The following is a 14,514-nucleotide window of genomic DNA, read 5'->3' as shown; positions in this document are numbered from 1 at the left end:
AGGGAGAAAGTGGCCGGGGTAATGCTGTCTTGTGGCCGGGGTCGGTTTGTCACATGATCAGGCCCATGGCGCATCAGGATCCCGTTCTCATCGAAGAAATCGGACGCATCATAGGGTCTGACCATGTGGCTGCCGGTTCCGATACTGCCCGCTGGTCGCGTGACTGGGCGGGCACGGTTGCATGGCGGCCGCTGGCGGTGGTGCGGCCCGCCAATAGCGCCGAGGTTGCGGCGGTTGTTCGGCTGGCGAACCGGCGCCGCCTGCCTGTCGTGCCGGTCTCGGGCAACACCAATCTCGTCAAGGGCACGGTTGCCGAAGGGGCGCTGATGCTGTCGCTGGACCGGATGTCCGCCATCCGCGAGATCAGGCCGGAGGCCCGGGTGGCGATTGTCGAGGCCGGAGTGATCGTGGCCGCACTGCACGAGGCGGCGGCGCGACATGATCTGATCTTTCCGCTCAGTTTCGGCGCGAGGGGGTCGGCGATGGTGGGTGGTGTGCTGTCGACCAATGCAGGGGGCGCGAATGTGTTGCGCTATGGCAATACGCGCGACCTGTGCCTGGGGCTGGAGGTGGTGACGCCGACGGGCGAGGTGATGAACCTGATGAGCGCTCTGCACAAGGACAACTCGGGCTATGATCTGCGGCATCTGATGATTGGGGCAGAGGGAACGCTGGGGATCATCACGGCGGCGGTTCTCAAGCTTTTTCCAAGGCCGCGCGCCTATGCCACGGCGATGGTGGCGGTGTCCTCGGTCGGTGGCGCGCTGCGGCTGCTGAACCGGTTGCAGGACGAGACGGGCGGCGCGGTTGAGGCGTTCGAATACATGCCGCGCAGTTTTGTGGCGATCTTGCTGAAACGGTTTCCGGACATGCGTCCTCCGTTTGAAAATGCGCATGATATCAATATCCTGGTAGAGCTGGGTGCTCGCGCTCCGCGCGATGTGACGCCGGATCCGGCCGGTCAGGTCCCGGTTGCGGCGCATCTCGAAGAGGTGTTGGGCGGGCTATATGACGAAGGTTTGGTGCTGGATGCCGTCGTGGCGCAGAGCGAGGCACAGCGGGCCGAGATATGGGCGCGGCGCGAGGCCTCGGCGCAGATCCTGCGGCTGCGAAGGCCGGTGATCGAGAACGACATCGCGGTGGCGACCGACTGCATGGAAAAGCTGATCGCGCGGATCGAGGTTGTGACCCAAGCCATTGATCCGAAAATTGAAAATACCGGCGTGGCGCATCTGGGGGATGGCAACCTGCATTATGTGGGCTGGCCGTCGCGGGATGATCCGGCACTCTGCCGGGCGGTGCAGCAGGCGATCGAACGGGAGGCGATCGCACTGGGCGGCAGTTTTTCGGCCGAGCATGGGATCGGGCTGTCGAAGCTGTCCGCGATGGCGACGCACAAGGATCCTGTGGCGCTGGAGGTGATGCGGGCGATCAAGGCGGCGCTTGATCCGAACGGGATCATGAATCCTGGAAAGATGATCCCAGATCAATGAGTTAACTGCGCCAGTCAAAAAATCCCTCGCCCGCCTGTGCGAGCAGTTTTGCCGCCATGGCACGGCCGAGTTCCGGGCCGTCCTCGACAGGGGCGGACTGGTCGTCGCTCAGGCTTTCGCTGCCGTCGGGGCGCAGGATTTCTCCGCGCAGGCGCAGGGTGTTGCCGTTCAATTCTGCCAGCCCGGCGATGGGCGTTTCGCAGGATCCGTCGAGGGTTGCCAGAAAAGATCGTTCCGCGGCAAGGCGTTGGCCGGTCTCGGCATGGTGAATTGTCGCCAGCATATCGGCGGCGCGGCTGTCGTCGGCACGGCGCTCGATGCCGATGGCGCCTTGGGCGACGGCGGGCAGCATCACCGCCGGGTCGATCGCCGCCGTGGCCACGTCCGCGCGGCCCAGGCGGTTCAGTCCGGCCATGGCGAGGAAGGTGCAGGCGGCCACGCCGTCCGCCAGTTTCTTCAATCTTGTCTGGACGTTACCGCGAAATTCGACCACCTCGAGATGAGGATAGGCGACCAAGACTTGCGCCTTGCGCCGCAGCGAGGAGGTGCCGACCATGGCCCCGGTGGGCAGGTCGGCGAGCGAGCCTGCGGAAGGCGACACAAACGCATCGCGCACATCCTCGCGGGGCAGGTAGGTGTCGAGCAGAAGGCCCTTGGGTTGCAGGACCGGCATGTCCTTCATCGAGTGGACGGCGATGTCGATCTCGCCGGTCAAAAGCGCCTGTTCGATCTCGCGGGTGAAGAGGCCCTTGCCGCCGATCTCTTTCAGCGGGCGGTCGATGATCTGATCGCCGGTTGTCTTTATGACAACGATTTCAAAGGCTTCGTCGGGCAAATCAAAGGCGGCCCCGAGCCGGGCGCGGGTCTCGTGCGCCTGCGCGAGAGCGAGGGGCGAGCCGCGGGTGCCGATCCTGAACGGGCGGGACGGGGTGGGTAAATCAGATGTCATGTCAGAGGTTTAGACGCGACAAGGGGACGTGGCAAGCGTCGGGCGCTTGACATCGTGGTTCCCCGAGGCGACCACAGGCAAAACGGAGGATGCCATGCCCGCGCAAAAGACCATTCTGAGAGCCCTCGCAGGCGAGGTGCTGCCGACGCCGCCCGTGTGGATGATGCGGCAGGCGGGGCGCTATCTGCCGGAATACAGGGCCACGCGGGAAGAAGCGGGGGATTTCCTTTCTCTGTGTTATAACAGTGACTTGGCAACTGAAGTGACACTGCAACCGATACGGCGCTACGGGTTTGACGCAGCGATCCTCTTTGCCGATATCCTGCTTTTGCCGCAGGCCCTGGGCGCGGATCTGTGGTTCGTGACCGGCGAGGGGCCGCGGCTGTCGACGATCACGGATCGGGCGGGGCTGGAGCGGCTGAAACCCGTCAGCGAGATTCATGAAACGTTAAGTCCGATTTACCAGACCGTGCGCAATCTGGCCGGGGCCTTGCCCAAGGACGTGACGCTGATCGGATTCGCGGGTGCGCCCTGGACTGTGGCGACCTACATGATCGCCGGGCGCGGCACCCCGGATCAGGGACCGGCACATGCGCTGAAGGCTGAAAACAAGGAGGTTTTCGAAGGGATCATCGCGCGGCTGACCGACGGTACGATCGAATATCTCTCGGCGCAGATCGAGGCGGGGGCGGAGGTGGCCAAGCTGTTCGACAGCTGGGCCGGATCCCTCAAAGGTGAAGATTTCGAGAATTACGCGGTCGCGCCCGCGCGGCGGATCATTTCCGAGTTGAAGGCGCGGCATCCGGAGATTCCGGTCATCGCCTTTCCGCGCGAGGCGGGCGATAACTACATGGGATTCCATGAAAAAACCGGTGCGGACTGTGTCGCGGTGGATGATTCGGTGAGTGCGGAATGGGCCGCCGAACATGTCCAGAAAGACGGTTGCGTGCAAGGAAATCTCAAGTCTTCTCATATGGTTACGGGGGGCGAGGCGCTGGTGCGCGAGACGCGGGCGATTGTCGAGGCGTTTCGCGATGGCCCGCATATTTTCAACCTGGGGCATGGGATCACGCCGGATGCGGATCCTGCGAATGTGCAGCTGATGATCGACACGGTGCGAGAGACGGTGCGAGAGACGGTGCGCGGCACCTGAGTGTGCAGCCTGTTCATCGCGTATGCGGGTTATATACGCAGGGCTTGGGTATGGCGTGCGCATGCGATTTTTCAACGCACGGCAACCCGATCTTAACCTTTGCCGGGCAGGGTGATCGCATGTCGGGTTGAAAGGATCGAGCATGCGAAAAAGATTGAACGCCGTCAAAAGCCAGAGCGCCAAAAGCGACAGGGCGCGATGTCGCGGCTGAGCGCGCCAAGGGCAGGGCGGGGTCACAGTCTGGGTGTCGGAGGATGTGCCGATGAACCGACATTACCGCGACACCCGCAAGATCGATCCGACGCGCGGGGATCGTCTGGGCGACAATACGCCAAACGATGCCGACCGGATCGAGATCGGGCCGACGCAGATGGCCTATGCCGAATGGGCGGCGGCGGGGCTGGAATTGCCGGATCTGCAGGTGATGCGGCGGTTCCGCTGGGAGCGGCTGACGGCGGCGGTGGTGGCGCGGGATTATGCGGGGCTGTTGATGTTCGACCCGCTGAATATCCGCTATGCGACCGACAGCACCAACATGCAGCTGTGGAACACGCATAACCCGTTTCGCGCCGTGCTGCTGTGTGCGGACGGCTACATGGTGATCTGGGACTACAAGAATTCGCCGTTCCTGTCGTCGTTCAACCCGCTGGTGCGCGAAGCGCGGTCGGGGGCGGATCTGTTCTATTTCGACCGGGGCGACAAGGTGGATGTGGCCGCCGATGTCTTTGCCCGCGATGTGGCGGGATTGCTGGCGGAACATGCGCCCGGCAACCGGCGGCTGGCGGTGGACAAGGTGATGCTGCACGGGCTGCGCGCGCTGGAGGCGCAGGGGTTGGACATCATGGAGGGTGAGGAGGTCACGGAAAAGACCCGTGCCGTCAAGGGGCCGGACGAGATCCGGGCGATGCGCTGTGCCAGCCATGCCTGCGAGGCGGCGGTGGCGGAGATGGAGCGGTTCACGCGCGCGGCGGTGCCGGGGGGTGGGGTGAGCGAGGATGACATCTGGGCAGAGTTGCATGCCGGCAACATCCGGCGCGGCGGCGAGTGGATCGAGACGCGGCTATTGGCGTCGGGACCGCGCAGCAATCCGTGGTTTCAGGAATGCGGGCCGCGGATCGTGCAGAATAACGAGATCGTGGCCTTCGATACCGACCTGATCGGCAGCTATGGCATCTGCGTCGATATCAGCCGGACATGGTGGATCGGCGATGCGCGCCCGCGCGCCGATATGGTGGCGGCGATGCGCCACGCGCACGAGCATATCATGGCGAACATGGAGATGCTGAAACCGGGTGTGACGATTCCCGAGCTGATCGCGGGCTGTCACCGGCTGGACGACAGGTATCAGGCACAGAAATACGGCTGCATGATGCATGGCGTGGGGCTGTGCGACGAGTGGCCGCTGGTGGCCTATCCCGACAAGGCGGTGGCGGGCGCGTTCGACTATGCGCTGGAGCCGGGAATGGTGCTGTGCGTCGAAGCGCTGGTGGGCGAAGTCGGCGGCGATTTCTCGATCAAGCTGGAGGATCAGGTTCTCATCACCGAGGATGGGTATGAGAACCTGACGCGCTATCCGTTCGACGCGGCGCTGATGGGGGCGGGTTAGCGGGCATTTGCCCCGTTTTCCCAATGCGAACGCATGACATTGCCGTGCCAGTCCTCGATTAGCGGGGCGCTGGCGTTGTCGGCGGGGTCCGGGGCGTTCGCGGGGGCGGTCACGGCGATGACCGTCGCGGCAAGGAGGATCGCGGCAATCGGCGCGAGTGCCGGTTTTCGGGGCGCTTTGTGGGTGCGCAGGCTGATATCGTGGGGCATGGTCCGGTTCTCTTTGTGGTCTCGGAGTCCAGATGTAGGCCCGATATGTATATTCCTGAAACGAATTTATATCATGTACAACATCACGTATCCTGATGATTTGGGTCATTCCGCCGCCGGGCGGCAGCAAGAGGTCGCGCAGCGCTATGCTGCCAAGGAGCATCCCGCGGGAGGTCACAATCGCAATGCGGCGCACATCCCCGCGCGCCCCGATCTGCATCGGCATGCCGTCACCCCGTCCTGATCCGGCACAGCATGGCGCGATCCGGTCAGCGAAGGATGGGTGCGGCCTGTGACGGGGGCGGTGAGTCTCCGGGGTTTTACGCAATTCTGTCGCAACCTCACCTTCGCGTGACGATGCCGTGCATAGGCTGGCAGGTGGCGGCGGGTGACCCTAGAGTAGGCGCTGATCTGCCAAGGAGGACCCATGCCGACCGAACGTCTGACCTTCACCGGCCATGCCGGGGATACGCTGGTGGCGCGGCTTGATCTGCCCGAGGGGCCGGTGCTGGCGACCGCGCTTTTCGCGCATTGCTTTACCTGTTCCAAGGACATCCCGGCGGCGCGCCGGATCGCGGCGCGGCTGGCGGGGGCGGGGATCGCGGTGTTGCGGTTCGATTTCACCGGGCTGGGGCATTCGGGGGGCGAATTCGAGAATACCTCCTTTAGCTCGAACATCCGCGATCTGGTGCTGGCGTCCGAGGCGCTGTCCGGGCGGGGCATGGCGCCGGGGCTGCTGATCGGGCACAGCCTGGGCGGGGCGGCGGTGCTGGCCGCCGCCGGGCAGATCGGGAGCGCGCGCGCGGTGGTCACGATCGGCGCGCCGTTCGATCCGGGGCATGTGACGCATAATTTCACGGATGCGCTGGAGGCGATCGACGCGGAAGGCGTGGCGGAGGTTTACCTGGGCGGGCGGTCGATACGGATCGGCAGGGAGTTTGTCGAGGATGTGAAGGCCGAGAACCTCGGACCGAAGATCGGCGCGCTGCACAAGGCGTTGCTGGTGCTGCATGCGCCGCGCGACGCCACGGTGGGGATCGACAATGCGGCCGCGATCTTCAGGGCGGCGAAGCATCCCAAGAGCTTTGTCACGCTCGATGACGCCGATCACCTGATCACCGGCCCGCAGGATGCCGAATATGCGGCGCAGGTCATTGCCGCCTGGGCCACGCGCTATCTGAAGCTGACGCCGCCGGTGCCGCCGCCCGGCGCGCCCGAGGGGGTGGTGCGGGTGAGCGAGGCCGACTGCAACGGATTCCTGCAGGATGTCAATTCCGGCCCCCGGCATCATGTGCTGGCCGATGAGCCGCTGGCTTATGGCGGCACGGATCTGGGCATGTCGCCCTACGGGTTTCTGGCGGCGGGTCTGGGGGCCTGCACCTCGATGACGATCCGGATGTATGCGCGGCGCAAGGGTTGGCGGCTGGCGCATGTGAGCGTCGATGTCTGCCATGACAAGGTGCATGCGCAGGATGCCGACAGCCGCAGCGAGGCCAAGGCGGACAAGTTCACGCGGGTGATCCGGCTGCAGGGGAATCTGACCGCGGAACAGCGCCTGAAGCTGATGGAAATTGCCGACAAGTGCCCGGTGCACCGGACGCTGGAGCGCACTTCGGTGATCGAGACGAAAGAGGGGTGACGGGGTTTTCCCGGCGAAAATACCCCGGCGGTCTGGGGCTGACCCCCGATCGCGGTTACGGTCGTTTCAGGGGCTGCGGCCCATGTGTTCGACCATGGCGGTCAGATCCTCGGGGAGGATGTCGGATTGGAGATGCGCGCAGGCATTTGCGCTGAGTTCGAATATCGAGCCATCGGAGAAAAAGCTGGTGTTGGTGACGAAGATCACCTTGGTCTCCGGATAGCGATAGCTGGCCAGATCGGCCACGGCAAAGGCGCTGCCCTTGTCCAGCACCAGATCGAGGACGATCACGTCGAACCCCTGGGTGTTGAGTGCGTTGACCGCACCGGCCTGATCCATGGTCAGGCAGACAGTCATTCCCTGGCGTTGCATGTGGCTTTGCCACAGGCTGCCCAGATCGGCATTGCTTTCAACGATCAGAACTTTCATGCGTCCCCGCACACTCACTAAACGGCGTCAAGGGTCTGGTCGCCGGTTGCCGCGTCTCTGTCGCCTCAATCATTAACAAAAGGTTAACGGTGACGCGAGGGCAAGGTTTATCCCCTGATATCCTTGCGTCCTGTGCGGATTTCCGCTTGATGAGGGGCGAAAGCCACAGGGCGCGTCGGGTGAGGCACATGATCGGAGTGAGCGGGAATTGCGTGGCGGGCATCGCCGGTGCCGGGGGGCGTGTCGGATGACCCGCGATCATGGTGGCGGCATAGATGCGGTGCGGGCGCGGTTTGGCGGGCTGCGCGACGAGTGGCTCGATCTTTCGACGGGGATCAATCCGCGCCCCTATCCGGTGGGCGATCTGGCGGCGGAGGTCTGGACCGCGCTGCCGGACCGGGCGGCGACGCTGGCGCTGGAGCGGGCGGCGCGGGCGTTCTGGCGGGTGCCGGAGGGGGCGGGCGTGCTGGCGGCGCCGGGAGCGTCGAGCCTGATCGCGCGGCTGCCGGGACTGATGCCGTCGGGCCGGGTGCATGTGCCGGGGCCGACCTATAATGAGCATGCCGCGAGTTTCGTTGCCCATGGCTGGGAGGTGCGGGACGAGGATCCGGGCACCGACGCGCAGGCGCGGGTGATCGTGCATCCCAACAATCCGACGGGGCGGTTTTACGGTGCGGACGATCTGGGCGCGCCGCTGACGGTCATCGACGAGAGTTTCTGCGACATCGCCCCCGAGCGGTCGCTGGTGGCGCATGCGGTGCGGCCCGGTGTGATCGTGCTCAAGAGTTTCGGCAAGTTCTGGGGGCTGGCGGGTTTGCGGCTGGGATTTGCCATTGGGCCCGGCGAGTCGATCGGGCGGCTGGCCGAGATGTTGGGGCCGTGGCCCGTTTCCGGTCCGGCGCTGGACCTGGGGGCGCGGGCGCTGAATGATCCCGACTGGGCGCGCGAGACGCGGGTGCGGCTGAATGAGGATGCGGCGCGGCTGGATGCGCTGTTGCGTCGGGCGGGGGCGGATATCGTGGGCGGCACGGCACTGTTCCGGCTGGCGCGGGTGGACAGCGCCGGGGACTGGCATGAGCGGCTGGCCGCGCGGCGGATCCTGGTTCGGGTGTTTCCCTGGGCCGATGATCTGATCCGGCTGGGGCTGCCGGACGGGGACGGCTGGGCGCGGCTGGAGGCGGCGTTGTGACCCTGGTGCTGGCGATGCTGCTGGATGCGGCGCTGGGCGAGCCGCGCTGGCTGTGGGACCGGGTGCCGCATCCGGCTGTGCTGATGGGGCGCGCGGTGGGCTGGTGCGATCAGGCGTTCAATCGCGGCGGCGCGCGGCGGGCGCGTGGAGCGCTGGTGATGGCGGGGCTGGGGGGGACGGCGCTGGGGCTGGGCTGGCTCTTGTCGCTTTTGGGTCCGGTGGTGGAGATTGTCGTGGTGGCGTTCCTCTTGGCGCAGCGGTCGCTGGTCGATCATGTGCAGGCGGTGGCGCGCGATCTGCGTATCTCGCCGGGCGAAGGGCGGCGGGCGGTGGCGCGGATCGTGGGGCGCGACACGGGCGCGATGCAGGGCCCGGACGTGGCGCGGGCGGCGATCGAATCGGCGGCCGAGAACCTGAGCGACGGGGTGATCGCTCCTGCCTTCTGGTTTCTGGTGGGGGGGGTGCCGGGGCTGATGCTCTACAAGATTACCAACACGGCGGACAGCATGATCGGTCATCGCACGGAACGGCATGAGCAATTCGGCTGGGCGGCGGCGCGGTTCGACGATCTGCTGAATCTGATTCCCGCGCGGCTGACGGCGGTGTTGATACTGGCGGTGCATGGCATGTGGGGCGGCTGGCGGGAGGTGGCGGCAGAGGCGCCGCGCCACCGTTCGCCCAACGCGGGCTGGCCCGAGGCGGCGATGGCGCGGGTGCTGGGTGTCGCGCTGTCGGGGCCACGCGCCTATCACGGGGTGCGGACGGAGTTTCCTTTCGTCAATGCCGCCGGGCGCAGGGAAATCGGCGCAACCGAGATCGACGCCGCCTGCGGCGTGCTCTGGCGGGTCTGGGGGGCGGCGCTGGGGGGCGTGGCGGCGGGGTGGTTGCTGTTTGGGTGATAGTTTCAGGTTATGAAATTCATCAGAAAAGACAACTTCCCCCAATGTTACGGGTTTGTTAGAACCATTCCATATATGACGGCGTGGGGGCCGTGTCTGCGGGTCCGGGGCATCGTGAAGAACATGTCAGGCCGCTGATCGCAAAGCCCCGGTCAGATGCGACACGCCAGGGATGCAACCAGAATCGGAGGACAAGATGGACGGCAACGATATGGGCAAATGCCCGGTGATGCATGGCGGCGTGACCGCGACCGGCACGAGCGTCATGGATTGGTGGCCCAATGCCCTCAATCTCGACATCCTGCATCAGCATGATGCCAAGACAAACCCGCTGGGGCCGGATTTCAATTATGCCGAGGAGGTCAGGAAGCTGGACTTTGAGGCCGTGAAGGCCGATGTCAAGGCGCTGATGACCGACAGTCAGGACTGGTGGCCAGCCGACTGGGGTCATTACGGCGGGTTGATGATCCGTCTGGCGTGGCACTCTGCCGGCTCTTACCGTCTGGCCGACGGGCGCGGCGGCGGCGGGCATGGCAATATCCGTTTCGCCCCGCTCAACAGCTGGCCGGATAACGGCAACCTCGACAAGGCGCGCCGCCTGCTCTGGCCGGTCAAGAAGAAATACGGCAACAGGCTGAGCTGGGCCGATCTGATCCTGCTGGCGGGCAACATGGCCTATGAATCGATGGGGCTGAAGACTTTTGGCTTTTCGTTCGGCCGCGAGGATATCTGGCACCCGGAGAAAGACACCTATTGGGGCGCGGAAAAGGAATGGCTGGCGCCGAGCGACAGCCGTTACGAGAGCGTCGAGAACCCGGCCACGATGGAGAACCCGCTGGCCGCCGTGCAGATGGGTCTGATCTATGTGAACCCCGAGGGGGTGAACGGCCAGCCCGATCCGATCAGGACCGCAGCACAGGTGCGCGAGACCTTTGCCCGCATGGCGATGGATGACGAGGAGACCGCGGCGCTGACCTGCGGCGGTCACACTGTCGGCAAGGCGCATGGCAATGGCGATGCCGGCCTTCTGGGCGCGGAACCCGAGGCCGCCGGGATCGAGGCCCAGGGCTTTGGCTGGATCAACCCGAGCCTTGATGGCAAGGCCACCAATGCGGTGACGAGCGGCATCGAGGGGGCCTGGACGACGCATCCGACGAAATGGGACATGGGGTATTTCAAGCTGCTCTTTGGCTATGAGTGGGAACTGACGAAATCCCCCGCCGGTGCGAACCAGTGGCGGCCCATCGACATCAGGGAAGAGGACATGCCGGTCGATACGACCGATCCCTCGAAGCGCGTCATGCCGATGATGACCGATGCCGACATGGCGATGAAGATGGACCCGACCTATCGCGCCATCTGCGAGAAGTTCATGGCCGATCAGGCCTATTTCGAGGATTGTTTCGCGCGGGCGTGGTTCAAGCTGACGCATCGCGATCTGGGTCCGCGGAGCCGCTATATCGGTCCCGATGCGCCGCAGGAGGATCTGATCTGGCAGGATCCGATTCCGGCGGGGCGCAGCGGTTACGATGTCGCCGCCGTCAAGGCCAGGATCGCTGACAGCGGGCTGAGCCTGTCCGACATGGTTGCGACCGCATGGGACAGCGCGCGGACCTTCCGTGGCTCTGACCTGCGCGGCGGCGCCAATGGGGCGCGCATCCGGCTGGCGCCGCAAAAGGACTGGGAGGGCAACGAGCCCGAGCGCCTGGCGCGGGTGCTGTCGGTGCTGGAGCCGATTGCCGTCGCAACCGGCGCGAGCGTCGCGGACGTGATCGTGCTGGCGGGCAATCTGGGTGTGGAACAGGCGGCCAGGGCGGCAGGGTTCGACATCGAGGTGCCGTTCGCGCCGGGGCGCGGTGACGCCACCGACGAGATGACCGATGCCGCGTCCTTTGACGTGCTGGAGCCGCTGGCCGATGGTTTCCGCAACTGGGTCAAGAAGGATTACGCGGTCAGCCCCGAGGAACTGTTGCTGGACCGCACGCAGCTGATGGGTCTGACGGCGCATGAGATGACCTGTCTTGTCGGCGGGATGCGGGTGCTGGGCACCAACCATGGCGGGACGGCGCATGGCGTCTTTACCGACCGGGTCGGGGCGCTGACGACCGATTTCTTCACCACGCTGACTGACATGTCCTATCGCTGGGAGCCTGTGGGCGGGAACCTTTACAACATCGTGTCGCGCAAGTCGGGCGAGGTGGTTCATACCGCGACGCGGGTGGATCTGGTGTTCGGCTCCAACTCGATCCTGCGGGCCTATGCGGAGGTTTACGCGCAGGATGATGCGCCCGCGAAATTCGTGCGCGATTTCGTGGCGGCCTGGGTCAAGGTGATGAACGCGGACCGGTTCGATCTGGGTTGAGGGGCCGCGGGACGGCCCGGCGATCGCGCGGCGGCGCGTTCCGCGCCTTTGCTCCGCGCGAGTGGCAGCTTCAGACCATCGGAACCGATGCGCCGGGGTCCTGCGACCGCGCGGCTCTTCAGCTGACTGCCGCGCCCGGTTCAGATGATCGCGTGGCGCATCCGGGCCGAGACCCATTCGCTGAGCACCACGGTGGCGAGGATCAGGATCAGGATCATCGTCACCTGCGGCCATGCCAGCACGTTGAGCGAGGCCTGGAGTTTCAGGCCGATGCCGCCCGCGCCGACGAGGCCGAGGATGGTGCTCTCGCGGATGTTGATATCCCAGCGGAACACCGAGATGCCCCAGAAGGCGGGCATGATCTGTGGCACGATGCCATAGCTGAGCACCTGCGCGGCGCTGGCGCCGGTGGCGGTCACCGCCTCGATCTGGCGCGCGTCGGTTTCCTCGATCGCCTCGTAGAGCAGTTTGCCGACAAAGCCGATCGAGCGCAGCGCGATGGCGACGATCCCCGCGAGGATGCCGGGGCCGATGATCGCCACCAGCAAGAGCGCCCAGATGAGCGAGTTGATCGAGCGCGAGGCGACGATGATGAAGAGCGCGATGGGCCGCAGGACATGGACCGAAGGCGTGGTGTTGCGCGCCGCGAGAAAGGCCACGGGCACCGCCATGATCACCCCGCCGATCGTGCCCAGCGTGGCGATGTTGATGGTGTCCCAGAGCGGCGGCATCAGCTCGGGCAGGTAGCTCAGGCGCGGCGGGATCATCCGGTTGCCGATATCGGCGGCCTGGCTGGGCGCGTCGGCGACGAAGGCCCAGATCGTGTCGCGGGTCATCAGTTGCCAGCACCAGACAAAGAGCGCCACCAGCGCGAGCCAGCCGCCCCAGAGCATCAGCCGCTTGCGCGGGGTGCGGTAGGTCCAGACCTGGCTGTGATGGGGAATCTCGGTCATTGCAGGAACTTTCGCAGGTAGCTGGAGCTGTATTCGGTGACCATGACGATGCCGATGATGATCAGCAGGACCGCGCCCGCGCTGTCGTATTCATAGCGGTCGATGGCGGTGTTGAGCGTGGCCCCGATGCCGCCCGCGCCGACGATGCCGATGACCGCGCTCTCGCGGAAATTGATGTCGAGACGGTAGAGCGACAGGCCGATCAGCCGCGGCATCACCTGGGGCTGGATGGCGTAGTTGACCAGTTGCAGCCAGGATGCGCCGGTGGCGCGGATCGCCTCGGCCTGGGTCTCGTCAATCTCCTCGATGTCATCGGCCAGCAGTTTGGCGATGAAACCGATGGTGGCAAAGCTGAGGGTGAGGAACCCCGCGAAGGGGCCAAAGCCGAACATCGCCACGAGAAATATCGCGATGATGATTTCCTGTAGTGCGCGGCTGACGGCGATGATCGCCCGGCAGATATAGTAGATCCAGCGCGGCGCGAGATTGCGCGCCGCACCGATGCCGATGGGCACGGAAATGGCCACGCCCACCACGGTGGAGGTCAGCGTCATGGTGAGGCTTTCCACCAGCCCCTGGCTGATGTCGCGCCAGCGGCTGGCGAAATCCGGTTGCAGAAAGCCGAGGATAAAGCGCTGGCCGCGTTCCAGCCCGTCATAGACGCGGGTCCAGTTCACATCCACGGTGCTGATGGCCAGCGCCAGGTAGATCAGGATGCCCAGTTGCAGCGCGATGCGCCAGCGCCGGTCCTTGACGATCTGCGGCGGGCGGCGCCAGGTTGTCGGGTAGGCGACCGACATCAGACGATCGCCTCCATCCGGGCCTGCGCCTCGGCCTCGGCGGCGGCCTGTTCGCGGTCGCCCGCGCGCATGGCGTTCCAGTCCTCGGCGCCGTAGATTTCGGTTAGCGCCGCCTCGGTCAGCTGATCGGGGGGACCGTCGAACACCACCCGGCCCGCGCGCAGGCCGACGATACGCTGCATGAACTGCTGGGCCAGCGGCACGTCGTGGATGTTGACGATGGCGGGCAGGTTGTTTTCAGAGCAGATCTCGGTCAGCAGGCGCATGATCTGGCGGCTGGTCTTTGGGTCGAGGCTGGCGGTGGGTTCGTCAACCAGCAGCAGTTCGGGTTCCTGCGCCAGAGCGCGGGCGATGCCGACGCGCTGGCGCTGGCCGCCCGAGAGCGCATCGGCGCGCTTGTCGGCATGTTCCATCAGGCCCACCCGGTCGAGCAGCCGGTAGGCGCGTTCGATGTCCGAAGGGGGATACCTGCGCAGGAAGCTGCGCCAGAACGGCACATATCCGAGCCGCCCGGAGAGCACGTTTTCCATCACCGTCAGCCGTTCGACCAGCGCGTATTCCTGAAAGATCATGCCGATCCGCCGCCGCTGGCGGCGCAGGTCGCCCTTGCCGAGGCGGACCAGATCCGTATCGCCCAGCAGCACCTTGCCCGAGGTCGGTTCGACCAGGCGGTTGATGCAGCGGATGAGGGTGGATTTGCCCGCCCCCGAGGGGCCGATCAGCCCCATGATCTGGCCCTTGGGCACGGTCAGGGAGACGTCGCTCAGGGCAGTGTCACCTGTCTTGTAGGTCTTGGACAGACCCTGGAGATGCAGCATGTGAGGTTCTTTCCA

General features: G+C 65.4%; 13 protein-coding genes. 7 read left to right on the top strand and 6 right to left on the bottom strand.

Annotated elements, in window-relative coordinates; translation table 11 throughout:
• Window positions 1-65 precede the first annotated feature (65 nt).
• Complete coding sequence (locus BSG08_RS08300) at window positions 66-1,493, top strand: FAD-binding oxidoreductase (protein WP_093034955.1); 1,428 nt, start codon at window positions 66-68, stop codon at window positions 1,491-1,493.
• Window position 1,494: 1 nt separating this feature from the next.
• Here the strand turns inward: BSG08_RS08300 and hemC are convergent, their stop codons facing one another.
• Window positions 1,495-2,442 carry a hydroxymethylbilane synthase gene (gene hemC, locus BSG08_RS08295; protein WP_093034953.1) on the bottom strand — a complete coding sequence of 316 codons (948 nt, stop codon included), beginning with the start codon at window positions 2,440-2,442 and terminating at the stop codon, window positions 1,495-1,497.
• Between the two features lie 94 nt (window positions 2,443-2,536).
• Between hemC and hemE the strand changes: the two genes are divergently transcribed.
• Window positions 2,537-3,595 carry a uroporphyrinogen decarboxylase gene (gene hemE / locus BSG08_RS08290; protein ID WP_093034950.1) on the top strand — a complete coding sequence of 353 codons (1,059 nt, stop codon included), beginning with the start codon at window positions 2,537-2,539 and terminating at the stop codon, window positions 3,593-3,595.
• A gap of 262 nt (window positions 3,596-3,857) precedes the next feature.
• Window positions 3,858-5,201: a dimethylsulfonioproprionate lyase DddP gene (gene dddP / locus BSG08_RS08285; RefSeq protein ID WP_093034947.1), complete on the top strand. Its 1,344-nt coding sequence runs from the start codon at window positions 3,858-3,860 to the stop codon at window positions 5,199-5,201.
• On the opposite strand, the gene BSG08_RS08280 is transcribed toward dddP, so the two are convergent.
• Window positions 5,198-5,410 (bottom strand): hypothetical protein, encoded by a 213-nt coding sequence (locus BSG08_RS08280; protein ID WP_093034944.1) that lies wholly within the window; start codon window positions 5,408-5,410, stop codon window positions 5,198-5,200. The two genes, dddP and BSG08_RS08280, sit on opposite strands and share 4 nt — an antisense overlap.
• A gap of 427 nt (window positions 5,411-5,837) precedes the next feature.
• Between BSG08_RS08280 and BSG08_RS08275 the strand changes: the two genes are divergently transcribed.
• Window positions 5,838-7,049 carry a bifunctional alpha/beta hydrolase/OsmC family protein gene (locus BSG08_RS08275; RefSeq protein WP_093034943.1) on the top strand — a complete coding sequence of 404 codons (1,212 nt, stop codon included), beginning with the start codon at window positions 5,838-5,840 and terminating at the stop codon, window positions 7,047-7,049.
• A gap of 66 nt (window positions 7,050-7,115) precedes the next feature.
• On the opposite strand, the gene BSG08_RS08270 is transcribed toward BSG08_RS08275, so the two are convergent.
• Entirely contained in the window at window positions 7,116-7,478 is a 363-nt protein-coding gene (locus BSG08_RS08270; protein ID WP_093034940.1) for a response regulator, read from the bottom strand.
• 247 nt (window positions 7,479-7,725) lie between these two features.
• On the opposite strand from BSG08_RS08270, the gene BSG08_RS08265 reads away from it, so the two are divergent.
• From BSG08_RS08265 to katG, 3 genes are all read left to right on the top strand, one after another.
• On the top strand, window positions 7,726-8,667 hold the full coding sequence (locus tag BSG08_RS08265) for a threonine-phosphate decarboxylase (protein ID WP_093034937.1): 942 nt from the start codon (window positions 7,726-7,728) through the stop codon (window positions 8,665-8,667).
• Between the two features lie 14 nt (window positions 8,668-8,681).
• Window positions 8,682-9,566, top strand: a complete 885-nt coding sequence (gene cbiB / locus BSG08_RS08260) for an adenosylcobinamide-phosphate synthase CbiB (protein WP_245770641.1) — start codon at window positions 8,682-8,684, stop codon at window positions 9,564-9,566.
• A 196-nt stretch (window positions 9,567-9,762) separates the two neighbouring features.
• On the top strand, window positions 9,763-11,928 hold the full coding sequence (gene katG / locus BSG08_RS08255) for a catalase/peroxidase HPI (RefSeq protein WP_093035186.1): 2,166 nt from the start codon (window positions 9,763-9,765) through the stop codon (window positions 11,926-11,928).
• Window positions 11,929-12,068: 140 nt separating this feature from the next.
• On the opposite strand, the gene phnE (BSG08_RS08250) is transcribed toward katG, so the two are convergent.
• Genes phnE (BSG08_RS08250) through phnC form a run of 3 tightly spaced genes read right to left on the bottom strand, consistent with a single transcriptional unit; the run spans window position 12,069 to window position 14,499 of the window.
• Entirely contained in the window at window positions 12,069-12,881 is an 813-nt protein-coding gene (gene phnE / locus BSG08_RS08250) for a phosphonate ABC transporter, permease protein PhnE (RefSeq protein ID WP_093034931.1), read from the bottom strand.
• On the bottom strand, window positions 12,878-13,681 hold the full coding sequence (phnE, locus tag BSG08_RS08245; RefSeq protein ID WP_093034928.1) for a phosphonate ABC transporter, permease protein PhnE: 804 nt from the start codon (window positions 13,679-13,681) through the stop codon (window positions 12,878-12,880). Before phnE (BSG08_RS08245) ends, phnE (BSG08_RS08250) begins: the two co-directional genes overlap by 4 nt.
• Window positions 13,681-14,499 carry a phosphonate ABC transporter ATP-binding protein gene (gene phnC, locus BSG08_RS08240; RefSeq protein WP_093034925.1) on the bottom strand — a complete coding sequence of 273 codons (819 nt, stop codon included), beginning with the start codon at window positions 14,497-14,499 and terminating at the stop codon, window positions 13,681-13,683. The genes phnE (BSG08_RS08245) and phnC overlap by 1 nt, the downstream gene beginning before the upstream one ends.
• Window positions 14,500-14,514 lie beyond the last annotated feature (15 nt).

The sequence above is a fragment of the Roseovarius azorensis genome (genome assembly GCF_900109455.1).
GTDB classification, from domain to species: domain Bacteria; phylum Pseudomonadota; class Alphaproteobacteria; order Rhodobacterales; family Rhodobacteraceae; genus Roseovarius; species Roseovarius azorensis.
Note: the sequence above shows the minus strand (reverse complement) of the source record. Positions and strands in the feature narration are given on the sequence as shown.

Coding starts and splice junctions, on each gene's coding strand:
- BSG08_RS08300 (WP_093034955.1), top strand. CDS start 66: ATGGCGCATCAGGATCCCGTTCTCATCGAAGAAATCGGACGCATCATA.
- phnE (WP_093034931.1), bottom strand. CDS start 12,881: ATGACCGAGATTCCCCATCACAGCCAGGTCTGGACCTACCGCACCCCG.
- phnE (WP_093034928.1), bottom strand. CDS start 13,681: ATGTCGGTCGCCTACCCGACAACCTGGCGCCGCCCGCCGCAGATCGTC.
- phnC (WP_093034925.1), bottom strand. CDS start 14,499: ATGCTGCATCTCCAGGGTCTGTCCAAGACCTACAAGACAGGTGACACT.
- BSG08_RS08270 (WP_093034940.1), bottom strand. CDS start 7,478: ATGAAAGTTCTGATCGTTGAAAGCAATGCCGATCTGGGCAGCCTGTGG.
- cbiB (WP_245770641.1), top strand. CDS start 8,682: ATGCTGCTGGATGCGGCGCTGGGCGAGCCGCGCTGGCTGTGGGACCGG.
- dddP (WP_093034947.1), top strand. CDS start 3,858: ATGAACCGACATTACCGCGACACCCGCAAGATCGATCCGACGCGCGGG.
- BSG08_RS08275 (WP_093034943.1), top strand. CDS start 5,838: ATGCCGACCGAACGTCTGACCTTCACCGGCCATGCCGGGGATACGCTG.
- BSG08_RS08265 (WP_093034937.1), top strand. CDS start 7,726: ATGACCCGCGATCATGGTGGCGGCATAGATGCGGTGCGGGCGCGGTTT.
- hemE (WP_093034950.1), top strand. CDS start 2,537: ATGCCCGCGCAAAAGACCATTCTGAGAGCCCTCGCAGGCGAGGTGCTG.
- hemC (WP_093034953.1), bottom strand. CDS start 2,442: ATGACATCTGATTTACCCACCCCGTCCCGCCCGTTCAGGATCGGCACC.
- BSG08_RS08280 (WP_093034944.1), bottom strand. CDS start 5,410: ATGCCCCACGATATCAGCCTGCGCACCCACAAAGCGCCCCGAAAACCG.
- katG (WP_093035186.1), top strand. CDS start 9,763: ATGGACGGCAACGATATGGGCAAATGCCCGGTGATGCATGGCGGCGTG.